The organism is Dietzia sp. NCCP-2495, from assembly GCF_026011735.1.
Classification (GTDB): Bacteria; Actinomycetota; Actinomycetes; order Mycobacteriales; family Mycobacteriaceae; genus Dietzia.
Genome location: NZ_BRVN01000015.1, coordinates 54080 through 73714, shown reverse-complemented (window position 1 = coordinate 73714; position 19635 = coordinate 54080). Strand labels below are relative to the sequence as shown.

Genomic DNA, 19635 nt, shown 5'->3' with positions numbered 1-19635 from the left:
GATACAGCCTCACCGTCGGCGCCCGAGAGCGGCACGCACCAGTTCGGATACTCGCGGTACGTCCCCGGCATGTTCACCGGCCGGCGATCTCCCACCAGACCTGACTTCCACAAGTTTTAGTGTCACTGTGCGTTGATCGCGTCGATGATCTCTCGGGCGGTGTCGGGGATTGTGGGTTCGACGAGCACGTCGTGGTCGCCGATAGCGACGGTGACGGTGTGCAGGGGCCGCAGGGTGGTGACGACCTTCTTGATCGACATGCCGGTGACGTCCTGCAGGTGCCGGGACACAGCCAGTGCAGCGAAGACGACGGTCAGGTGCGCTTCGATGGCGTCGCGGGTCCGGTGGAAGATTGGTCGCGCTTTGAGATCGGATTTGGCCATGCGGAAGGACTGCTCGACTTTCCACAGGTCGTGGTACGCCTCTACCACGGCGTGGCCGTCCATAATGTCGGGGGCGATGTTGGTTACGTAGCCCTTGTAGCCGGCGGCTTGACGTGCGCGTTCGATGAGGTTCTCGTCCAGGGCGACGGTCTGGCCGCTGACTTTGTCTAACCGCTGCTTTTTGAGCGGCTCTGCCTTGTCAGCCACCCGCTGAGCGCGCTCGATCTGCAGGTTCAACGTGCGCCGGTCTCGTTTGGCGCGTTCCCACTTGTAGTGCCACACCACCCGGCGTTCCCGCCGATCCCGGCCTTGGCCCATCGGGTGGGTCAACTCCACATCCCCGTCGTCGCTGATGAAGTTGCCGCGGAGCACGAAGTGCTCCTCGAGCTCCTTCGGGGCCTTCGAAGTACGGGAACCTACGATGAACGACAGCCCGGCATCCTCGAGGGCATTGAGGTTGGCAGCCGACAGCATGCCGGCATCGGCTCGAGCGAGGCCCGGTCGGCCGCGTCGGTGGCGGGCCCACCCGCCGTGGCGTCGGCCTCTTCGTCACCCCCCGTCCCGCCGGCCCCGGGTGCCTTCACGACCCCCATGGCCGCGAGGACGGCGCGCAGGGTCTCCGCGGAGGCGTCGTGCCAAACCCCCTGGCCGTCCTCGTATCCGGTGGAGACGCCGCACTCCTCGGCCAGCGCGGCGAGGGCGGGGGATACGGGCTGGGTGGTGGTCAACGTGGTGTGCGTGTGCCCGCGGCGGGTTACGATCTGCTCAGCTGCGGTGTTCGGGAACCCGGTGTGAGACCGGGGCGGCCCTCGCCACTGTGAACGGATGATGTCGCCAGTCCACTGTGCCACTGCCCGCGCCTCGTGTGCGGGTGGGAAGGCGGGCGGGCGGCGATCCGGCCCACCACACGCGGGTGGTCCGGGGGAACCGTGAGCCAGGAGACCGGCCGTGGCTGCCACCACGAGTGCCCGCGAGGTGACGGGCAGAAAGGTTCCACCACACATGCACATCGCAGAGGGTTTCCTCCCCGCGGCCCACGCCGCCGCGTGGACGGCCGTCGCGGCGCCGTTCGTGATCCACGGCGCACGCGAGGTCGCCAGAACGGTCCGGCAGACCCCGGAGGCCGGCGTCCTGCTCGGCGCGGCCGGGGCGTTCACGTTCGTCATGTCCGCCGTCAAACTGCCGTCGGTGACGGGCTCGAGCTCGCACCCCACCGGCACCGGACTCGGGACGATCGTCTTCCGGCCCCCGGTCATGGCCTTCGTGGCCACGGTCGTCCTGCTCTTCCAGGCGCTGCTGCTCGCCCACGGCGGCCTCACGACGCTCGGCGCCAACGTCTTCTCCATGGGCGTGGCCGGGCCGTGGATCGCCTACGCCGCGTTCGTGGCTTGCCGGCGCGTCGCCGTGCCGCTGCTCGGAGCGGTGTTCGTGGCCGCGTTCCTCGCGGACCTGGTCACCTACCTCGTCACCAGCGCCCAGCTCGCGCTCGCGTTCCCCAGCGCCGAGCACGGGATGTGGCACTCGATGGGCGAGTTCCTCGCCGTATTCGCGCTCACCCAGATCCCGCTCGCGATCGTCGAAGCGCTCATCGTGGTGGTGATCGTCAGCGTCCTGCTGCGTATCGCCGCGCGGGAGCTCGACCTGCTCGGGTTCTTCCGACGAGCGCGGCTCGAGGGCGTGGCCGCTCCGGCCATCGACGACGCCGCGACGACCGACACCGAGAAGAAGGAGGCCGTGCGATGAGCGGGAGCACCACCACCGGCGGGCGTCGGCACGCCGGGGCATGGGTCCTCGTGGGACTCGTCGCCGTCGCCGTGGCGATCGCCGCGCTGTCCCTGGTCTACGGCGCGAGCCGCGGCGGGGAGTTCGAGGGGGCCGACGGCCAGGCCGAGGACACGATCACCGAGGTCGCGCCCGACTACGAGCCCTGGTTCGAGCCCTTGCTGCCCGAACTGCCGGGCGAAGTCGAATCGGGCGTGTTCGCCCTCCAGGCCGGCATCGGCGGCGGGATCGTCGGCTACGGGCTCGGCGTCCTGCGCACCCGCAGCCGGCAGCGGGCGCGGGCCCACGCGGCGCAGCCCGCCGCGTCGGGCACCGCCGCCGTCTAGGTGAACCCCCTCGAACTGGCGGCCGCCCACAACCGCTGGTCGGACCGTCCCGTCGCCGAGAAGCTCCTGCTCTTCGGCGGCCTGCTGGTGGCGGCGCTGCTCGTGCCGCCACCGGTGGGGCACGCGGCGATCCTGGCGGTCTGCTGCGTGTGCGGGCTCGTGCTGGCCCGCGTCCCGGCCAGGGTCTACCTGCCGGCGCTGCTCGCGCCGGCGGTGTTCCTCGCGCTGGGCGTGGGCCCGCTCGTGTGGGACCTGGTCGGCGGTCGGCTCGTCGTGGACCCCGCCGGGGTCGACGCGGCGTGGCGCGCGGTGAGCCGGGCGATCGCGGCCACTGCCGCCACCGTCACCCTGGCCTGCACCACGCCCGCTGCCGACCTGCTCGCCGCGGGCCGGCGGGCTGGCCTGCCGGCCCCACTCGCACACGTCGTGGACACCACCTACCGGCTCGTCGGGATTCTCGTGGACACCACCCGGACCCTGCGGCAGGCCCACGACCTGCGGCTGGGGCACCGCACGGCCCGCGCGGCGATCACGTCCGTGGGGACGCAGTTCGCGACCGTCTTCGTGCTGGCCCTGACCCGGGCCCGGGCGATCGACGACGCCATGGCGCTCCGCGCCGAACGGGGCGAGACGGCGGTCCTCGCGTCGGCCCGGCCGGTCTCGGCCGCCCGCCTCGTCGTCATCGCCGTGGTGGTGGGCGCCGTGGTCGCCGTGGGGACGGCGGCGTGACGGCCCCCCGTGACACGGCCCGGCCGCCCGTTCTCGCCCTGCGCGACGCCCGGTTCGCGCACCGCTGCCTCGACTACACCGGCGGCCATCGGCACACCGTGCTCGAAGGCGCCGGTCTCGAGGTGGCGCCGGGGGAGCGCCTCGTGCTGCTGGGCGGCAACGGCAGCGGCAAGACCACCCTCCTGCGTCTGCTCGTGGGGCTGAACTGGCTCGACGGCGGGACGCTCGAGCTCGACGGCGAGCGCGTCCGGGACCGCCGCGCCGACCGCACCCGCCTGCGCGAGGCCGTGCAGCTCGTCCTCCAGGAGCCCGACGACCAGCTCTTCGCCGCCTCTGTGCGGGCCGACGTCTCCTTTGGTCCGGTGAACCTCGGCCTGGACCGCGCCGAGGTCGAGCGGCGCGTCGCCGAGGCGTTGGCGGCCCTGGCGATCGCCGACCTCGCCGACCGCGTTCCGCACCACCTGTCCTTCGGCCAGCGCAAACGCGTCGCGATCGCCGGCGCCCTGGCCATGCGGCCCCGGGTCCTGCTGCTCGACGAGCCCACCGCCGGGTTGGATCCGGTGGCGTGCGACGACCTGCTGGCGGCACTGGAGGCGGTGCGCGCGGCCGGGACGGCGGTGGTCATGGCCACCCACGACGTCGACCTGGCCTGGGCCTGGGCGCGGGAGGTGGCGGTGCTCACCGCGGGCCACCTGACCCGCGGCCCGGCACACGACGTGCTGCGGGACGAGGTGCTGCTCGGTGCGGCGCGGCTGGCCGTGCCGTGGGGTGCGAGGGTCTCGCGGCGGCTGAAGCGGACCGTACTCCGACCGGGCGAGGTGTGACCACGTAACCTGTCCCGGAACACGTTCATTTCGGACCAGCACAGCAGTTCCGCCCAGAGAAAGGCCGTGGACCACCCATGACCGAGGCATTCATCTACGACGCGATCCGCACACCGCGGGGCAAGGGCAAGCCAGGTGGCGCCCTGCACGGGGTCAAGCCCATCGATCTGGTCATCGGGCTCATCGACGAGACCCGTCGCCGCTTCCCGGGTCTCGACGAGAACCGCATCTCGGACATCATCCTCGGGATCGTCAGCCCGCTCGGCGACCAGGGGATGGACCTGCCCCGCATCGCCGCGCTCGCGGCCAAGATGCCCGACACTGTCGCCGGCGTGCAGATCAACCGCTTCTGCGCCTCCGGCCTGACGTCCATCAACATGGCCGCTCAGAAGATCCGCTCCGGCTGGGACGAGGTCGTCCTCGCCGGCGGCGTCGAGTCGATGTCGCGCGTGCCCATGGGCAGCGACGGCGGCGCCTGGGCCATGGACCCGGCCACCAACTACGACACCTACTTCTCGCCGCAGGGCATCGGTGCCGACCTGATCGCGACCCTCGAGGGCTTCTCCCGCGAGGACGTCGATCGCTACGCCGAGCGCTCGCAGCGACTCGCAGCGCAGGCGTGGGAGGAGGGCCGCTTCGACAAGTCGGTCGTGCCCGTCAAGGACATGAACGGGCTGACCGTCCTGGACCGCGACGAGCACATGCGTCCCGGCACCACCGTTGAGTCGCTGGCCGGCCTCAAGCCCTCGTTCGCCATGGTCGGCGACATGGGTGGCTTCGACGCCGTGGCGCTGCAGAAGTACCACTGGGTCGAGGAGATCAACCACGTCCACCACGGTGGCAACTCGTCCGGCATCGTCGACGGCGCCGCGCTGGTGGTCGTCGGTTCGGAGAAGGCCGGCCAGGAGATGGGGATGACCCCGCGCGCCCGCGTCGTGGCCGCCGCCACCTCCGGCGCCGACACCACCATCATGCTCACCGGCCCCACCCCGGCCGCCCGGAAGGCCCTCGCCACCGCCGGCCTGACCCCCGACGACATCGACCTGTGGGAGCTCAACGAGGCCTTCGCCTCCGTCGTGCTGCGCTTCCAGAAGGACATGAACATCCCCGACGAGAAGCTCAACGTCAACGGCGGCGCCATCGCCATGGGGCACCCCCTTGGCGCGACCGGCGCGATGATCACCGGCACCGTGCTCGACGAGCTCGAGCGCACCGGCGGCAAGCGCGCCCTGGTCACGCTCTGCGTGGGCGGCGGCATGGGCGTGGCCACCATCATCGAGCGCGTCTGATCCAGCCCACCGACACCACAGCCATACAGGAGTAGAAAACCAGTGAGCGACAACATGTTCCGGTGGGAGCAGGACGGCGACGGCATCGTCACCCTCACCATGGATGACCCCGACCACGGCGCCAACACGATGAACGCCCGGTTCATCGAGGACTTCGCGCAGACCGTCAACCGCATCGAGGCCGAGAAGGAGTCCATCAAGGGCGTCGTCCTGACCTCCGCCAAGAAGAGCTTCTTCGGCGGCGGCGACCTCAAGTCCATGATCAAGGCCGGCCCGGCGGACGCCGAGGACTTGTATGAGCGGTCGATGGGCATCAAGGAGCGCATGCGCGCCCTCGAGACCTGCGGCGTGCCGGTTGTGGCGGCCATCAACGGCGCGGCCCTCGGTGGGGGACTCGAGCTCGCGCTCGCGACCCACCACCGCGTGATGGCCGACGCCCGCGGCGCCAAGGTCGGCCTCCCGGAGGTCACCCTCGGCCTGCTGCCCGGCGGCGGCGGCATCGTCCGAACCGTCCGCATGTTCGGCCTGGCCCAGGCCGTCCCGAACATCCTCATGTCCGGCAAGTCTTTCGCCCCGGCCAAGGCCCTCGAGGCGGGATTGGTCGACGAGGTGGTCGAGCCCGAGAAGCTGATCGACGCCGCCAAGGCGTGGCTGGCCACCGGGCCCGAGGCCTCCCAGCCGTGGGACCGCAAGGGCTGGAAGCTGCCCGGCGGCACCATCAGCGATCCGGCTCTGGCCGGCGTGCTGCCGTCCTTCCCTGCCAACATGCGTAAGCAGACCAAGGGCGCGCCCTCCCCGGCGCCGCGCGCCATCATGGCCGCTGCCGTCGAGGGTTCGCAGGTGGACTTCGCCACGGCCGAGAAGATCGAGGCCCGCTACTTCACCTCGCTCGTCACCGGCCCCATCGCGAAGAACATGATCCAGGCGTTCTTCTTCGACATGCAGCACTGCTCGTCCGGCGGCGCGCGCCCCAAGGCCGCCGACGGCTCCGAGATCCCCAAGACCGAGTTCAAGAAGGTCGGCGTCTTGGGCGCCGGAATGATGGGCGCGGGCATCGCCTACGTCTGCGCCAAAGCCGGCATGGAGGTCGTCCTCAAGGACGTCGAGCTGGCGGCCGCCGAGAAGGGCAAGGCGTACGCGGAGAAGCTCGAGGCCAAGGCGCTCGAGCGGGGCCGGACCACCGCCGAGAAATCCGAGGCGCTGCTGGCCCGCATCACCCCGACCGCCGACGCCGCCGACCTGGCCGGCTGCGACACGGTGATCGAGGCCGTCTTCGAGTCGCCCGAGCTCAAGAAGAAGGTGTTCCAGGAGATCGAGGACGTCGTGGCGCCCGACGCGCTGCTGGGGTCCAACACCTCGACCCTGCCGATCACCGATCTCGCCACCGGCGTCAAGCGCCCCGAGGACTTCATCGGCATCCACTTCTTCTCGCCGGTCGACAAGATGCAGCTGGTCGAGATCATCAAGGGGGACAAGACCACCCCCGAGACGCTGGCCCGCGCGATCGACCTCACGCTGGCGATCCGCAAGATCCCGATCGTGGTAAACGACTCGCGCGGCTTCTACACCTCGCGGGTGATCGGCACGTTCGTCAACGAGGCGATCGGCATGCTCGACGAGGGCATCGAGCCCGCCACCATCGAGCAGGCCGGGCGGATCGCCGGGTACCCGGCCGCGCCGCTGCAGCTCTCCGACGAGCTGAACCTCAACCTCATGGTCAAGATCCGTCAGGCCACCCGTGAGGCCGAGGAGGCGGCCGGCAAGGAGTACGTGCCCAACTCCTCGGACCGCGTGGTGCTCAAGATGGTCGAGGAGATCGAGCGGTCCGGCCGTGCGGCCGGCGCCGGGTTCTACGACTACGACGACGGCAAGCGGGCCGGACTCTGGTCCGGACTGCGGGAGGCGTTCAACACGTCCCCGGACAACGCGCCGCCGCTGCAGGACCTGGTGGACCGCATGATCTTTGCCGAGGTGCTCGAGACGCAGAAGTGCTTCGACGAGGGCGTGATCACCGGGGACGCCGACGCCAACATCGGCTCGATCATCGGCATCGGCTTCCCGGCGTGGACCGGGGGCACCCGCCAATACGCCAAGAACTACTCGGAGCCGGGCGCCAAGGAGGCCTCGGGCTACAAGGGCTTCGTCGCCCGCGCCGAGGAGCTGGCTGGCAAGTACGGCGAGCGCTTCGCGCCCACCGAGTCGCTGAAGAAGCTGGCGGCCGAGCAGGGCTGATTGCCTGGCCACGAGACGGCGGCCGCTCCGGGGAATGACCCCCGTAGCGGCCGCCGCTCGTTTGTGTCGGAGAGGGCGCCGTCAGTAGTAGCGGGAATCGCCAGTTGTCCTGGGCCGCCGCAGGTCAACGCCTCGACGTGGGCCCCACTGGGGCGGGCTGCGCTGTTAACATTCCGGCGAGTTCTGCTTGCGAGGAGGCCCCGTAGTGCCCGACGATTTCCCACCCGACTACGTCCCGTCGGGCGCGCCTGCCGCAGGCACGACGTGCATCATCCCGAGGCTGCTCGACGATCTGGCGAGCATGGCCGACACTCAGGCGATGACGGTGGGCGGGACGGGTTCGCTCACCGGCCTGGCCACCGCGGAGTCGGCCGTTCCCAGGGCTCAGTTGATCAACGGTCTCATCGTGTTTCGCCAGACTGCCGAGCCGCTGATCGGCGAGCTGTTCGACGAGCTCACCATGCTGTCTCAGAAGGTGCGGTCGGGGGCCTTGACGATCAGCGACCAGGATGCGGCCAACGCGAGTGAGTTCTGCACGGTGAACGGCCGATGAGCCTCGGGGTCTACGACTACCTCGCCTGGCAGCCCGCCGAACTGGAGCGCGCCGCGGTCTGGTTCGCCGACAACGCACGGTTGCTGGACAGGGTCGCGGGCACGGTCCGTGACGCCGCCGAGCGAGGGACTGAAGCGCAGAACGGCGAGTTCATCGACTCCCTTCGCGACGACGCCGATGCCACCGCCCGGAGGATCGACGGTCTCTCGGACATGCTGCTCGAGGCGGAGGAGGTACTCCGAAGTGCCGGAGCGACCCTTGTGTCCGCCGTCGACACGCTCCGTGGCTACGTGGAGGAAGCACGTGCGGACGGCTTCGATGTGCGACAAGACGGCGGCGTGACGGATACGGCGCAGACTCAGACGAGCGAGGTGGAACGCCAGAACCGGGGAGACCGAGCTGGTGAATGGCGAGACCGGATCGTCGACGTGCTCCGTCTGATCCGCGAGACGGACGGCTCCGTGAATCGGGCCATGCACGAGATCGTCGGCCGCGACGTCCGCGACAGGACGGAGGCCGGGAACAACGACCCCACTGCCACGTACGCAGCGGCGGCGATCGACTTCAAGACAGGTCTCGTCGAGTTGAACATGGAGAAAATGATCGCAGCAGGTGGACTCCCTCAGCTCGACGGGAAGTGGTGGAACTCCGCTCGAGGGTTGGGACTGTTCGGGAATCTCGTGGGCTTCGTCGGGAACGTGGCGGCGGCACCGGAGGACGAACCCTGGTACGAGACATTGGTGGCAGAGGGGGCCGGGGTTGTCGGTGGAACGATCGGCAGTGCGGCCGGCCCATTCGTCCTGAACGTCCTCAGCGGGGGCAAGCTCGGACCTGAAGGGCGTCTTCTCTCCGCGTTGGCCGGAGGTGCCGGTGGAAGCGTGCTGGTCTCATCCGAGGTCAGAGAGGCGTTCGATCGTGCGAACTGAGCCGAGCGGCAGAACATTCCCGTATGTGTGTCACACGGTCAGGCCCACCCGGCAGGGGTTCCTGGCCGCGATCGTGGGGGTGCTGTGGGCTGCCGCGATGTTCGCGGGCGCCCGCGACTTCGCCCCAATGGGATCCGGGTGGGTGTGGACGTTTTACTCTCTGGCCGTGATCGGTGCATTTGCCCCGGTGGGCGCCATTCTTTATGCGGGTTACATCGACATGCTGCCGAATCGGGTGCGTGTGATCCGTGGCGAGACGGTGGTCAGAGCGGTTACCTTCTCGCCCGCAAAAGCGCTGGGGATCGTCGCCGGCTGGGCGATTGGAACCTTCGGGTTCGCGAATACGTTCTTGAACGGACCGTTCTCGCTGGAGAGGTGGGGTGTAATCGGGATCCTCACCGGTCCTGCCATGCTCGGTTTCGGCGTCTACATGATCGGTGAGGTGCTGTGGCAGCGTCTCCGTCGAATTCGCATGACTCCGGTATCGCTCACGTACTGGCGCGGGTTCGGCCGGATCACACTGGATTGGGATGAGCTCGGTGACATCGTGACCTCCACGGACATCCGGGATCACGAACCCGGACGCGAGCACTTCGACGTGACCAAGCACAAACCGAAGTACCTTCCCGGCGCGAAGATCGCGATTCCTGCTGAGCGGGCAAGCGCGACGCGCCTGCCTACCTGGACTGATCCGGACGGGGTCGTCCGCCTGCTGCTTGACGCTGAACACTTCCGCGTCGAGCCGAGCGCACTGCTCACGGCGATTCTCGCGATGCGTGACCATCCTGAGTTGCGGGAGAAGCTCGGCACCCGCGAGTCCAAGTCGTTTTTCGTGGGCCCGCCGTGGCGGGTGCGTCGTCACATGTACCGCAACCAGCAGTGGTGGCCGAAGGGTGCGGCACCGGACGGCGTGGAGGTAGACGCCGACGGTGTGGTGAAGGAGCCCGTGCCCCGGTTGGAGCTCTCGTGACCCCGATCCACGAGTACGTGTCCGCGCACGGGGCGATCATCCGGCCCCATCCCGCGACTGAACCCGCTCCAGGGGGCGCCGGCCTCGTCGTCGTCACCCCGTCCGACACCTAGTCACCCCGTCCGACACCTGGCGCAGCCTCGACGAGCACCGGTCCGACACCACCGTCGCCCTCCTCGTGGCCCCCGACCTGGCGCGAGGGGAGTTCATGCCGACGGTGATCGGCACAGTGAGCGTCATCGAGCCCGCGGTGCCGGCCGCCGGACTGCTCGACGCGGTGGCGGCGTGCATGGAGGTCTGCGACGACTGGCGCGTTCGCGCGAAGTCGGTGGTCGACGACGAGATGCTCACGCTCGACCTGCTGGGCGAATACCGGGTGGACGCCCACCAGCTCGCACTGTCCTCGCTGGTGCACGTGCACACCGCGCCCGACCGCACGGTCCTGTTCCAGATCAATGCGACCACGCCCGCTGAACGGATCGACGTCCACGAATTAGGGCTTCGGGCGGTGTCGGTCCGGAGTTCGTAGGCGGCCCGCCGGTCAGCTGGCCCGCCGGTCAGCCGGCCCGGAGGGACAAGGTTCGAGGGGCGGCCGCCGTCGTCAGTTCTGTCGTCCCGACTGCGATCGATGCGGCATGCCTACGCGGTGTTGCCGGCAGTCCCTGCAGTGCAGCAGACCTTTCTCGCAGTGGCCTAGACACCTCGGATGAGAGTGTTCTACGAGTATCCGGTAGGTGACCGGAGGTGACATCTCGGTCTCGCCGCGGAGGGAAATCGGTTTAAACAGCGATTTAGTAGATTAGGCAAGCCTTGGCTAGCCTAGGTTAGGCTAGCCTCATTTGGCGTGATACTGTTCTGGCCATGTTCAGACAGCGCACAGGATCGGCCCGCGGAGCCAGCGCCCGTGGAGCCGGCGCCCGTGGAGCCGGCGCCCGTGGAGCCGGCGCCCGCGGAGTGTCTCGCCTAGGGGTAGCCGTGGTCCTCGTCGCCTCGTTGACTGCCTGCGGCGTCGCGACCGGGGGCGGTGGGGACGTGGAGACGATCTCCGGGATCCCGCTGGCCTCCGAGGTGGCCGCGAGTGATGATCCCCGCTCTTATCAGGGCGAGCTCTCTCTTCAGCTCGTCGACGACCCGGTGGCGCCGGTCGCGACCGACCCCGTACCGCAGTTGCCGGCCGTGGTCACCGACAATCAGGGCACCGAGGTCGAGGTGACCGACGTCTCGCGCATTTTGCCGTTGGACATCTACGGCACACTCTCGCGGATCGTCTTTGAGCTGGGGCTCGGGGGCAACGTCATCGGACGCGACGTTTCGTCCACGTTCCCCGAGATCGCCGACCGTCCTCTGGTGACGACGGACGGGCATCAGCTCAATGCTGAGGCGATTCTCGCGCTCAACCCCAGCGTCATCATCACCGACACCTCGCTCGGGCCGTGGGATGTGGTGCTGCAGCTCCGGGATGCCGGTGTGCCCGTCGTCGTCGTCGACTCCCACCGATCTCCCGAGAACGTCGAGGCCCTCACCGAGGCGGTCGGCGCGGCGCTGGGTCTGGCCGATCAGGGGCGTGAGCTCGGCGCACGGACCCGCGCGCAGATCGTTGAGGCCGAGGAGTCGATCGCCGCGATCACGCCGGACAGCGAGACCCGCCAGCTACGCACCGTGTTCCTCTACGCCCGTGGTAGCGCCGGTGTGTACTACATGTTCGGCGAGGACAGCGGTGCCGACGCCCTTATCACCGCCGCAGGCGGCTACGACGTCTCCTCGGAAGTCGGCTGGAAAGGCGCCAAGCCTGCCAATGACGAGGGTCTTATCGCCGCCCAGCCGGACGTGATCATCATGATGAACAAGGGGCTGGAGTCGGTCGGGGGAGTGGACGGTCTGCTCGAGAAGTTCCCTGCCATGGAACAGACTCCGGCCGGCGCGAATCGCCGGGTGATCTCGATGAACGACGACCTACTGCTCTCGTTCGGCACCCGCACCCCGGCGGTGCTCAACGCGCTCGCCGTGGCGCTCTACGCCCCCGACGCGCTGTGACCGTGACCGAGGAGCCGCCCGGCTCGACACGCTCGCTGCGACGGCGCACCGCTGACGGCCGGCGCACCGCCGACGAACGACGCGCCGCCGACGGCCCGGCCACGGGGATCGTGGGATCGGCGAACCGGCTGTTCACCGGGGGGTTGTTGGTAGCGGGCCTGCTGGTCGCGCTCGTGGTGCTCGCGGTGGTGGCCGCGGCCTCGGGGCAGCTCGCGATCCCGCCCGCGGAGGTGGCGTCGGGTTTCCTGCGGGGCCTCGGTCTGGACGTGGGGCCCGTCGAGAGTCACCCGCGGGCCGACGCGACGTTGTGGAGTGTCCGCTTCCCGCGCGTGGCGATGGCGATCGTCGTGGGGGCGGCCCTGTCCGTGGCGGGGGCGCTCATGCAGGGCGCGTTCGGCAACCCGCTCGCCGAGCCGAGTGTGGTGGGCGTGTCCGCGGGTGCAGCCGTGGGTGCGGCGTCCGCGATCGTGTTCGGACTGACCGCCTTCGGGGCGTGGACCAGCGTGTTGTGTGCGTTCGTAGCCGGCATCGTCACCACGGTCGCCGTCTACCTCTTCAGCCGTAGTAACGGTCGGACGGAGGTGGTCACTCTCGTCCTCACCGGCATCGCCGTCAACGCGGTGGCGGGCGCCGCGCTCGCGTTTCTCATGTTCCTCGGCGACACCCAGGCGCGTGAGGAGATCGTGTTCTGGCAGCTGGGCAGTCTGAGTGGCAGCCGGTGGGACCACGTGTTCGTGGTGGCGCCCCTGGCGGTTCTCGGAGTGCTGCTGGCGGCACGTCTGGCCCGCCCGCTCGACCTGTTGTCGCTGGGGGAGCGGCCCGCCCGCCACCTCGGCGTGAACGTGGAGCGGCTGCGGATCGTCTCGATCGTGCTGGTCGGGCTCCTCACTGCGGCGGCGGTGAGTTTCTGCGGCATCGTCTCGTTCGTCGGACTGGTGGTGCCGCATCTGATCCGTATGGTCGCCGGACCCGGTCACCGACTGTTGCTGCTGGCGTCAGCGCTGGGAGGAGCTGTCTGTCTCCTCGCCGCGGACATGGTGGCGCGTACCGCGGTCAATTTCGCGGAGTTGCCGCTGGGCATGGTCACCGCGGCGGTGGGTGGTCCGTTCTTCTTCTGGCTCCTGCACCGGACGCGCCGCACGGCAGGAGGATGGGGATGAGTGCGCAGGGTTCCCGGTGGCCGGTGCTGTCGGCGGAGGAGATCACGGTCCGGATCGGCGGCCGTGTTCTGCTGGACAACGTCCGCCTGCATGTTCACGCCGGCGAGGTGGTGGCGCTGGTCGGCCCCAACGGTGCCGGCAAGTCGACGCTGTTGGGAGTGGTCGCGGGCGACACGGAGCCCGCGTCCGGACGCGTCGTGGTGGACGGCCGGGACCTGCACAAGTGGAGGCTGGGGGACCTGGCGCGGCGTCGCGCGCTGTTGACCCAGGCCAACTCGGTGGCGTTCCCGTTCACCGTGCGGGAGGTGGTGGCCATGGGCCGCGCCCCGTGGGCGGGGCGGCCCGAGGGGGACGACGACGAGAGGGTCATCGACGAGTCGATGGCCGCCACCGACACCACCCCTCTCCGCGACCGGACCTTTCCGACGCTGTCCGGCGGCGAGAAGGCTCGCGTGTCTCTGTCGCGGGCGCTGGCCCAGCGGACGGGCATCCTCCTGCTGGACGAGCCCACGGCGGCGGTGGATCTGCGTCACCAGGAGCTCGTCCTCGGCCGGGCACGGGAATTGGCTGACGCCGGTGGTGCAGTGGTGGTGGTGCTCCATGACCTGGCGTTGGCGGCTGCGTGGTCTGACCGGATGGTGCTGCTCTCGAATGGCCGGATTCGTGCGGAAGGGGCACCGGCTTCGGTCCTCACCTCAGAGTTGATCGACGAGGTCTACCACCAGGCGGTGCTCATCCATCGGCACCCCGTGACCGGCGACCTGCTGGTCACTCCGGATCGACGTGGTCTGCGGCTGCCGGGAGCCCGGGGACCAGAGGTTGCTGTTCCCGTGTCCGAATCCGATCCCGCTCTCGTCAAGGAGTTCTCGTGAGACACCCCAGAGTCCGTCCGGCGCAGGAACTGGCGCGCCGGCTCGTGGCGGCCGCCGTGGTGGCGCTGGTCGGCGCCGGCATTCTGGCCGTCGCGACGGCCGCGCCCGCGCAGGCCGCGGCCAGGTTGAGTGTGTCGAGCTCGTTGGGCGGTGCGGTCGCATCGAGTTCGGGTCCTACGACGTTCACCGTGTCGGGGTCCGGTTTCCAGGCCATCGAGGGTGGATTCGGTGGGGTGTACGTGGGTTTCGGCTGGGTCAATGGCTCCAGCTGGGGTCCGTCGAAGGGGGGAACCACCGGGAACGCCTACGACTATGTCCCCGACGATCAGTCCAAGAACAACAAGGGTTACCAGGCGTTTGTGGCGTTCCCCGGCTCGTCGACGGCCGGGGAGGCCCAGGGCACGATGGGCAGCGACGGGTCGTTCCGGGTCCAGCTCACGGTTCCCGGCCCCACATTCACCGGCGCCGGTGGAAAACGTATCGACTGCCTGTCGATGACGTGCGGGTTCTTCACCTGGGGCGCGCACGGCGTGCGGAACGGGGCCAATGAGTCTTTCACGCCGGTGACGTTCCAGAGCGGGGCGGCACCGGCTGCCGAGGAGGGGACCGCAGCCCCCGCGGGCGAGTCGCCGGCGGCGCGGGTCGACACCCGTGGTCAGTCTGGACGCTCCGGCGCGGGCGGGCGGGCCTCGGGGCGGTCGCCGGGCGCAGTGTCGGTGCAGGAGTCGGTGTCCTCCGGTTCGGCGGATTCCGGTGCGGGCCAGGCCGGGGGCGATGGAGGTCCCGTCGTGCCTGCGGGAGAGGCGTCAAACGGCCCGGTGGACGCCACCGGTGGTACGCAACTGAGCGGGGCCGCCGTGGTGGAGGTCGACCGTAAGTCAGCCCGCCCCGGTGGCGCGATGGGCTTCGCCGCTGCCGGATTCTGGCCGGGGGAGCAGGTGTACGTGGTGCTCGGCGAGGGCGACGCGGCGGTCGGTCCTGTGGTCGCGGGGGTCGACGGCGAGGTCGCCGGCGTGATCGTCCTGCCCGAGGATCTCGAGCCGGGCACGCATGAGATCCGCGCGGCCGGTGCCGGATCCGCGCTGGAGGCCGTGGAGCGGTTCCCGGTCCGGGTGGACATCACGCCTGCGGCATCTGCCTCGGGACTGCAGAGTTTATTCAAGTGGATTTTCCTCGCGTTGGCGGCGTTGGTGCTGCTCGCCGTGGGCGCGGTGGCTCTCCGGCGTCGCCAGGCGGCGGACGGTACCGAACCGCTGGACGGCGACATCGAGGGCCTCGACAACAACGACGACGACACGAGCCACGCCAGCAAGGGCCACGGCCACGATGACGACGACAACGTCTCGCATCCGGATTTCCACACCGGGTCGGTCGGCGGCAGCGAGGCCGCGGGCACTGCGTACGAGGCGTATCCGTCCACGTCGACCCCGTTCCCGCATCCGGCGATGGCCGGAGGCGTCGACTACTCCACGACCGAATTCGAGAAGAAGGATCTGCGATGAACCGGTTGTCATTGTCACTGGTCCGCGATGTGTTCGCGCTGACCCTCGCACTCGTCCTTGCGGTGGGAGTGATCGCCTGGGCGCCCACCGCCCGGGCGCAGGAGGGCGGGGTCGTCGGTGAGGGCGGCGACGAGTCGTCGGTGTTCGAGGTGGACAACGCTGAATTCCGGTGGGGCATCAACAAGCAGAGCGCGGGTCCGAGCCACGGCCCGGGGATCAACTTCCTCGCTGCCGGGAACCAGATGACGGTCACAGACCCGACCGGCTCCAATTGGAAGGCCCGGGAGGGGCAGGTAACGATCGAGAAGCGTGTGGACGCCGACAAGGTCGCCTTGGCCACCTGGGACGGCGCGAATACCGACCAGCAGGGCCGAAAGTTCAAGACGTCAGGCTCCACCAATTACAGCGGACTGGAAATGGTGTTCGCCGGAGGTGAGGGGATCGTTGACCGGGAGGCCGGCACCGCGGAGATCAGCTGGTCCGGCTCCGCGTCGATCATCTACTACTCGGGTCTGGTCCGGCTTCTGATCTCAGATCCGGTCCTCACCGTGACCCCGTCCGGCGGGACGATCGTCGCCACCATGGGTGGCGTCAAATCGGACAGGGACACCACGTCGTCCTCGGGTCTTCTGACTCCGAAGAATGTCGTTATCGCCGATTGGGAATCTGAATCCGGCTCCCTGGATGGGGAAAAGGGATTCTCGGCTATTCCTGAATATCTGAAAGTTCCTTATACTGCGCCCGCGGGTGCGGATCCGCAGAGTACTACCGGTGATAATTGGGGAGCATTTCCCGAGGGATTCATGAAGGTCGCCGAAGAAGCGGGTTCTGCGGGATTCTGGTATTCAACCGGGACAAATCCTGCTAATGATGCAACAAAAATTCCCGAAGCAGTGACGATCAGCTGGGACGCGGATGACTCGGCAGACGTCCCGAGCTCCGGAACGGGCTCCAAGGGCGTCCTCGGCCAGGTCCTCGACGACACCGTGGAGGACATCCTGCGGGCCGCGGGTACCGATGTCTCCGACACCGCAGCCGCCTGGATGGACGAGGCGTGGAAGCCGCTCCAGCCGGGCGCGGCCACCGCAGCCCAGGGGGCTCAGGGCGCCGGGGGCGGGACCGCGGTGGTGGATTCCGCCGTTGACGACGCGGTGCTGGACGAGGAGTTCGCGTACGCGTACGAGGAGTACTACAGCGCTGGAACCCCGATGACCGCCGGCACGGTGGGCGCAGTGGCCGCGAACTCGAGTGGTGGCTCTGCCGGGGCCAGCAGCCCCGCTCCGTCGAGCTCCGCGCCGGCGTCGGTCGCGGACCCCGGCACCACGCCGGTCGCCGCGACCCTGCCGTTGACCGACGTCGTCTACTCCAATGCTTCCGCCTCGCCCGAGGCGGGAAACACCCTCCCGCAGTGGCAATGGTGGGTCGGTGGGATCCTGCTCGCGCTCGCGGCAGGCCTCTTTTACCCGGCAGTTCTCAGAAAGGACTGATGTGACGTCTTACCCTGATAGGTTTGCCCGCGCAGCTCGACGGTGCACGGCGCTCGGCGCCGCCGCGGTGATCGCCGGCGTCGCACTGGCCCCTGCAGCCAATGCGGACGACGCGACGACCGGCACCCTGGCGGACACACTCCTGCAGACCCTCGCCTCCGCCTCCGCGGCGGGTGCCGGCGAGGCCGCGCAGGACGAATCCCAGCAGGCGCAGGGCCCACGGGTGACTCTCTCGCAGTCGGTGATCAGCGCGACCGGCGAGCACGAGATCACCGTCAACGGGACCGGCTTCACGGACGCCGGTGTCGTGGGAACCCGGCCGCCGCTCGCGGGCAGGAACCCCGGCGTCTACGTGGTCCTGGGCGTGTTCGCCGATGAGTGGAAGCCCTCCGAGGGCGCACCCTCGTCCGCTCGACAGGTCATGACGCAGCACTGGGCCGTCAACGCCGAGGACGTCGAGACGATCGGCGGCGCCGACAGGGGCGCGATTGTGTTGGGCGCCGACGGCACCTTTACCGTGACGTTCACGGTGTCCAAGGCGCTCGTCGAGGACCGGGCGGGCGAGTCCGCCGGCACCCTCGGCATCTACACGTACGCCGGCAGCGGCGCGAAGCACGCGGCCTGGGAGACCTCCCAGCCGATCAGCGTCGCCGAGCCCGCGACCGGCCCGTTCGGCAGCCTGGCAGGGCTCTTCCCTCTCGCCTGATCGGGACACCGGTCAGACAGCACTCGGCCCCGACACCCCATGAGTGGGTGTCGGGGCCGCGGTGTCACTGCGGGTGGTGGGTGGTTGAGCAGGGAGGGACGACGACAACGCCCCGGAATTCAGGGTGTTGCGGGGATCGCTAGGACCCGCCCACCTAACCCGGGGCGTTGACACGAGACGCATCACCGGACGCCGGCGGCCTCCAGGTCGAGGAAGATGCGGTGATTGAGGTCGAAGGCGCGGGTGGCGGCGTCGAGTGCCTCCTGCCGGTCCTCCTCGCTCAACGGGAGAGTGTTGAGCGCACTGCGGTAGGCGTCCTTGTAGACCTTGGGCTTGTCGATGGTGAACTCATAGAAGCTCAGTCCGTCCTCGAGCCCGTAGTGGCGGCGGACCATGGTCTTGATGATCTGCCCGCCCGACAGGTCGCCGAGGTAGCGGACATAGTGGTGCCCGATCAGCGCGGCAGCGTTGCCGGAGCAGGACCGCAGCTCGGCCACGTAGCTCTCGACAGCGGGCACCGTCGCCTCGAATGTCCGGCCTTCGCTCCTATGGAACTCCAGGTCGGCTCGCAGTGCGGCAGTGCGGTCGAGCCGCGGATCGAGGATCGGTGTGATGCGTGGATCGGCACCGACTTCCCGGCACGCCGTCTCCAGTGCCTCGTACACGGGCAGCGACTGCCGGAGGAGGGCCACCAGGCCGCCCAACGAGCCCTCCCCGCCCATCAGTCGTGTGATGAACGTGGCTGTCTCGGCGCGCTCGTGTGCGTCCATCGTGGAATCGTGAAGCGCGGCGGATAAGGGGGAGGGAATTGTGGTCTCCATGAGTTCTCCATGATGGTGAGGCGTGCCAGGTGAGAATACGTTATCGACAGCCATTAATCCATAGTGAAATGTCGAATCCAATGGGCGGTCGGCGAGTGTTATTGCGATAAGAACCGGCCTCCGAACGGGGTGGGAAATCGTTCGAGCCCAATCCCTATCCGGAGGCCGTCTTTTGTACGCGCGGAATAACGCGCTACCTCATTCGTCCGCTGTCAGAGTCCCAGGGATCCGAAGAGGGTGCCGAGCGAGCCGAAGATGCCGCCGCCGGTGTTGTCGCCGCCGTCGTCGCCATCACCGGGCTCGCCGGTGTCGCTGCACGAGGAGGTCACGGTCAGGGAGGCCGTCACCGGGTCGAGAGTCGAACCGGAGGGGTAGCTGCCGAAGACCTCGACGAAGTCGTCGCCGATGATCGACGGGCCCGAGGTGAGGGTGGTGGTTCCCTCGTTGTGGAGGTCGGGCGCGGCGGTGAGGTCGAAGGTCGCTGCGACGACCTGGGTGCCGGTGAGGGGGACGGGGGTTCCACCGGACGTGTCGAACTGGTTGCCCTCGTAGTCCAGCTTGAGGACGCCCTCGGTGCCGTTGATCTCGATGGTGGGGTTGGACAGGGTGGTGTCCAGGGCGCCACCGTGTGCGTTGAAGTTCGCGTCGCCCGTACCCGAGGCGGTCGCAGAACTGGCCGAGGTGACCGAGCCGGAGGTCACCGGCCACACGATACGGCCGTCTGCGGCCGTTTGTCCGCCTTCGAACGTGACGCCCTCGGAGGTGGTGAGCTCGCCGTGCGCGAACCCGCCGAAGAAGTAGCTGCGGAACGACTGCTTGAAGCCCCACTCGATGGTGCCGCCGGTGACGGAGTAGGTCACGTCCTCGGGGGCGCAGGCGGTGTCGTCAGCGGTGGCGACGGCGGGGATGGCGAGAGCGGACAGGCCGACGAGGGCGGCCGAGGTCAGGGCGACGGCGCCGGAGCGGGAGGCGGAGCGGAGCATGGAGGGATCCTTCGTGGTTGGTGGTGCCGGGCATCCGATGTGCCCGGGTCGGCAAC

Annotated in this window: 20 protein-coding genes, 1 pseudogene and 1 riboswitch; of the genes and pseudogenes, 16 read left to right on the top strand and 5 right to left on the bottom strand. The window is 69.1% G+C overall.

Going from position 1 to position 19635, the window contains the following annotated elements; all coding sequences use genetic code 11:
• The 3 genes and pseudogenes from OPF83_RS17540 to OPF83_RS12780 form a co-directional block, all read right to left on the bottom strand.
• Nucleotides 1–95, bottom strand: a pseudogene (locus OPF83_RS17540) (hypothetical protein); the annotation flags it as partial.
• 27 nt (nucleotides 96–122) lie between these two features.
• Nucleotides 123–857, bottom strand: coding sequence for a transposase (locus OPF83_RS12785; RefSeq protein WP_264887846.1), 735 nt, complete (start codon nucleotides 855–857; stop codon nucleotides 123–125).
• A complete protein-coding gene (locus tag OPF83_RS12780; protein WP_264887845.1) occupies nucleotides 800–1111 on the bottom strand; it encodes a hypothetical protein in 312 nt (103 codons plus the stop codon). Before OPF83_RS12780 ends, OPF83_RS12785 begins: the two co-directional genes overlap by 58 nt.
• 27 nt (nucleotides 1112–1138) lie before the next feature.
• Nucleotides 1139–1349: riboswitch (cobalamin riboswitch) on the top strand.
• A 36-nt stretch (nucleotides 1350–1385) separates the two neighbouring features.
• Here OPF83_RS12780 and OPF83_RS12775 point away from each other — a divergent pair.
• From OPF83_RS12775 to OPF83_RS12700, 16 genes are all read left to right on the top strand, one after another.
• Nucleotides 1386–2126, top strand: a complete 741-nt coding sequence (locus tag OPF83_RS12775) for an energy-coupling factor ABC transporter permease (RefSeq protein ID WP_264887844.1) — start codon at nucleotides 1386–1388, stop codon at nucleotides 2124–2126.
• Nucleotides 2123–2491, top strand: coding sequence for an energy-coupling factor ABC transporter substrate-binding protein (locus OPF83_RS12770; RefSeq protein WP_264887843.1), 369 nt, complete (start codon nucleotides 2123–2125; stop codon nucleotides 2489–2491). Before OPF83_RS12775 ends, OPF83_RS12770 begins: the two co-directional genes overlap by 4 nt.
• The gene (gene cbiQ, locus OPF83_RS12765) at nucleotides 2492–3220 is read left to right on the top strand and encodes a cobalt ECF transporter T component CbiQ (RefSeq protein ID WP_264887842.1); all 729 of its coding nucleotides are present in this window, start codon (nucleotides 2492–2494) and stop codon (nucleotides 3218–3220) included. It begins immediately after the preceding gene.
• The gene (locus OPF83_RS12760; RefSeq protein WP_264887841.1) at nucleotides 3217–4044 is read left to right on the top strand and encodes an energy-coupling factor ABC transporter ATP-binding protein; all 828 of its coding nucleotides are present in this window, start codon (nucleotides 3217–3219) and stop codon (nucleotides 4042–4044) included. The genes cbiQ and OPF83_RS12760 overlap by 4 nt, the downstream gene beginning before the upstream one ends.
• Nucleotides 4045–4121: 77 nt before the next feature.
• Complete coding sequence (locus tag OPF83_RS12755) at nucleotides 4122–5333, top strand: acetyl-CoA C-acetyltransferase (protein ID WP_264887840.1); 1212 nt, start codon at nucleotides 4122–4124, stop codon at nucleotides 5331–5333.
• A gap of 54 nt (nucleotides 5334–5387) precedes the next feature.
• Complete coding sequence (locus tag OPF83_RS12750; protein WP_309297786.1) at nucleotides 5388–7565, top strand: 3-hydroxyacyl-CoA dehydrogenase NAD-binding domain-containing protein; 2178 nt, start codon at nucleotides 5388–5390, stop codon at nucleotides 7563–7565.
• 205 nt (nucleotides 7566–7770) lie between these two features.
• Nucleotides 7771–8118 (top strand): hypothetical protein, encoded by a 348-nt coding sequence (locus tag OPF83_RS12745; RefSeq protein ID WP_264887838.1) that lies wholly within the window; start codon nucleotides 7771–7773, stop codon nucleotides 8116–8118.
• On the top strand, nucleotides 8115–9044 hold the full coding sequence (locus OPF83_RS12740) for a hypothetical protein (RefSeq protein WP_264887837.1): 930 nt from the start codon (nucleotides 8115–8117) through the stop codon (nucleotides 9042–9044). The genes OPF83_RS12745 and OPF83_RS12740 overlap by 4 nt, the downstream gene beginning before the upstream one ends.
• A 166-nt stretch (nucleotides 9045–9210) precedes the next feature.
• Nucleotides 9211–10014 carry a hypothetical protein gene (locus OPF83_RS12735; protein ID WP_264887836.1) on the top strand — a complete coding sequence of 268 codons (804 nt, stop codon included), beginning with the start codon at nucleotides 9211–9213 and terminating at the stop codon, nucleotides 10012–10014.
• 178 nt (nucleotides 10015–10192) lie between these two features.
• Nucleotides 10193–10543: a hypothetical protein gene (locus tag OPF83_RS12730; RefSeq protein ID WP_264887835.1), complete on the top strand. Its 351-nt coding sequence runs from the start codon at nucleotides 10193–10195 to the stop codon at nucleotides 10541–10543.
• Nucleotides 10544–10875: 332 nt separating this feature from the next.
• Nucleotides 10876–12048: a hemin ABC transporter substrate-binding protein gene (locus OPF83_RS12725; RefSeq protein WP_264887834.1), complete on the top strand. Its 1173-nt coding sequence runs from the start codon at nucleotides 10876–10878 to the stop codon at nucleotides 12046–12048.
• A gap of 107 nt (nucleotides 12049–12155) precedes the next feature.
• Nucleotides 12156–13208 carry an iron ABC transporter permease gene (locus OPF83_RS12720; RefSeq protein WP_264887850.1) on the top strand — a complete coding sequence of 351 codons (1053 nt, stop codon included), beginning with the start codon at nucleotides 12156–12158 and terminating at the stop codon, nucleotides 13206–13208.
• A complete protein-coding gene (locus OPF83_RS12715) occupies nucleotides 13205–14080 on the top strand; it encodes a heme ABC transporter ATP-binding protein (protein ID WP_264887833.1) in 876 nt (291 codons plus the stop codon). The genes OPF83_RS12720 and OPF83_RS12715 overlap by 4 nt, the downstream gene beginning before the upstream one ends.
• Complete coding sequence (locus OPF83_RS12710; protein WP_264887832.1) at nucleotides 14077–15582, top strand: hypothetical protein; 1506 nt, start codon at nucleotides 14077–14079, stop codon at nucleotides 15580–15582. The genes OPF83_RS12715 and OPF83_RS12710 overlap by 4 nt, the downstream gene beginning before the upstream one ends.
• Complete coding sequence (locus tag OPF83_RS12705; protein ID WP_264887831.1) at nucleotides 15579–17069, top strand: HtaA domain-containing protein; 1491 nt, start codon at nucleotides 15579–15581, stop codon at nucleotides 17067–17069. The genes OPF83_RS12710 and OPF83_RS12705 overlap by 4 nt, the downstream gene beginning before the upstream one ends.
• Nucleotide 17070: 1 nt before the next feature.
• Nucleotides 17071–17775: a hypothetical protein gene (locus OPF83_RS12700; RefSeq protein WP_264887830.1), complete on the top strand. Its 705-nt coding sequence runs from the start codon at nucleotides 17071–17073 to the stop codon at nucleotides 17773–17775.
• A gap of 182 nt (nucleotides 17776–17957) precedes the next feature.
• Here the strand turns inward: OPF83_RS12700 and OPF83_RS12695 are convergent, their stop codons facing one another.
• Complete coding sequence (locus OPF83_RS12695) at nucleotides 17958–18596, bottom strand: heme oxygenase (biliverdin-producing) (protein WP_264887829.1); 639 nt, start codon at nucleotides 18594–18596, stop codon at nucleotides 17958–17960.
• 212 nt (nucleotides 18597–18808) lie between these two features.
• Nucleotides 18809–19579, bottom strand: coding sequence for an HtaA domain-containing protein (locus tag OPF83_RS12690; RefSeq protein WP_264887828.1), 771 nt, complete (start codon nucleotides 19577–19579; stop codon nucleotides 18809–18811).
• Nucleotides 19580–19635 lie beyond the last annotated feature (56 nt).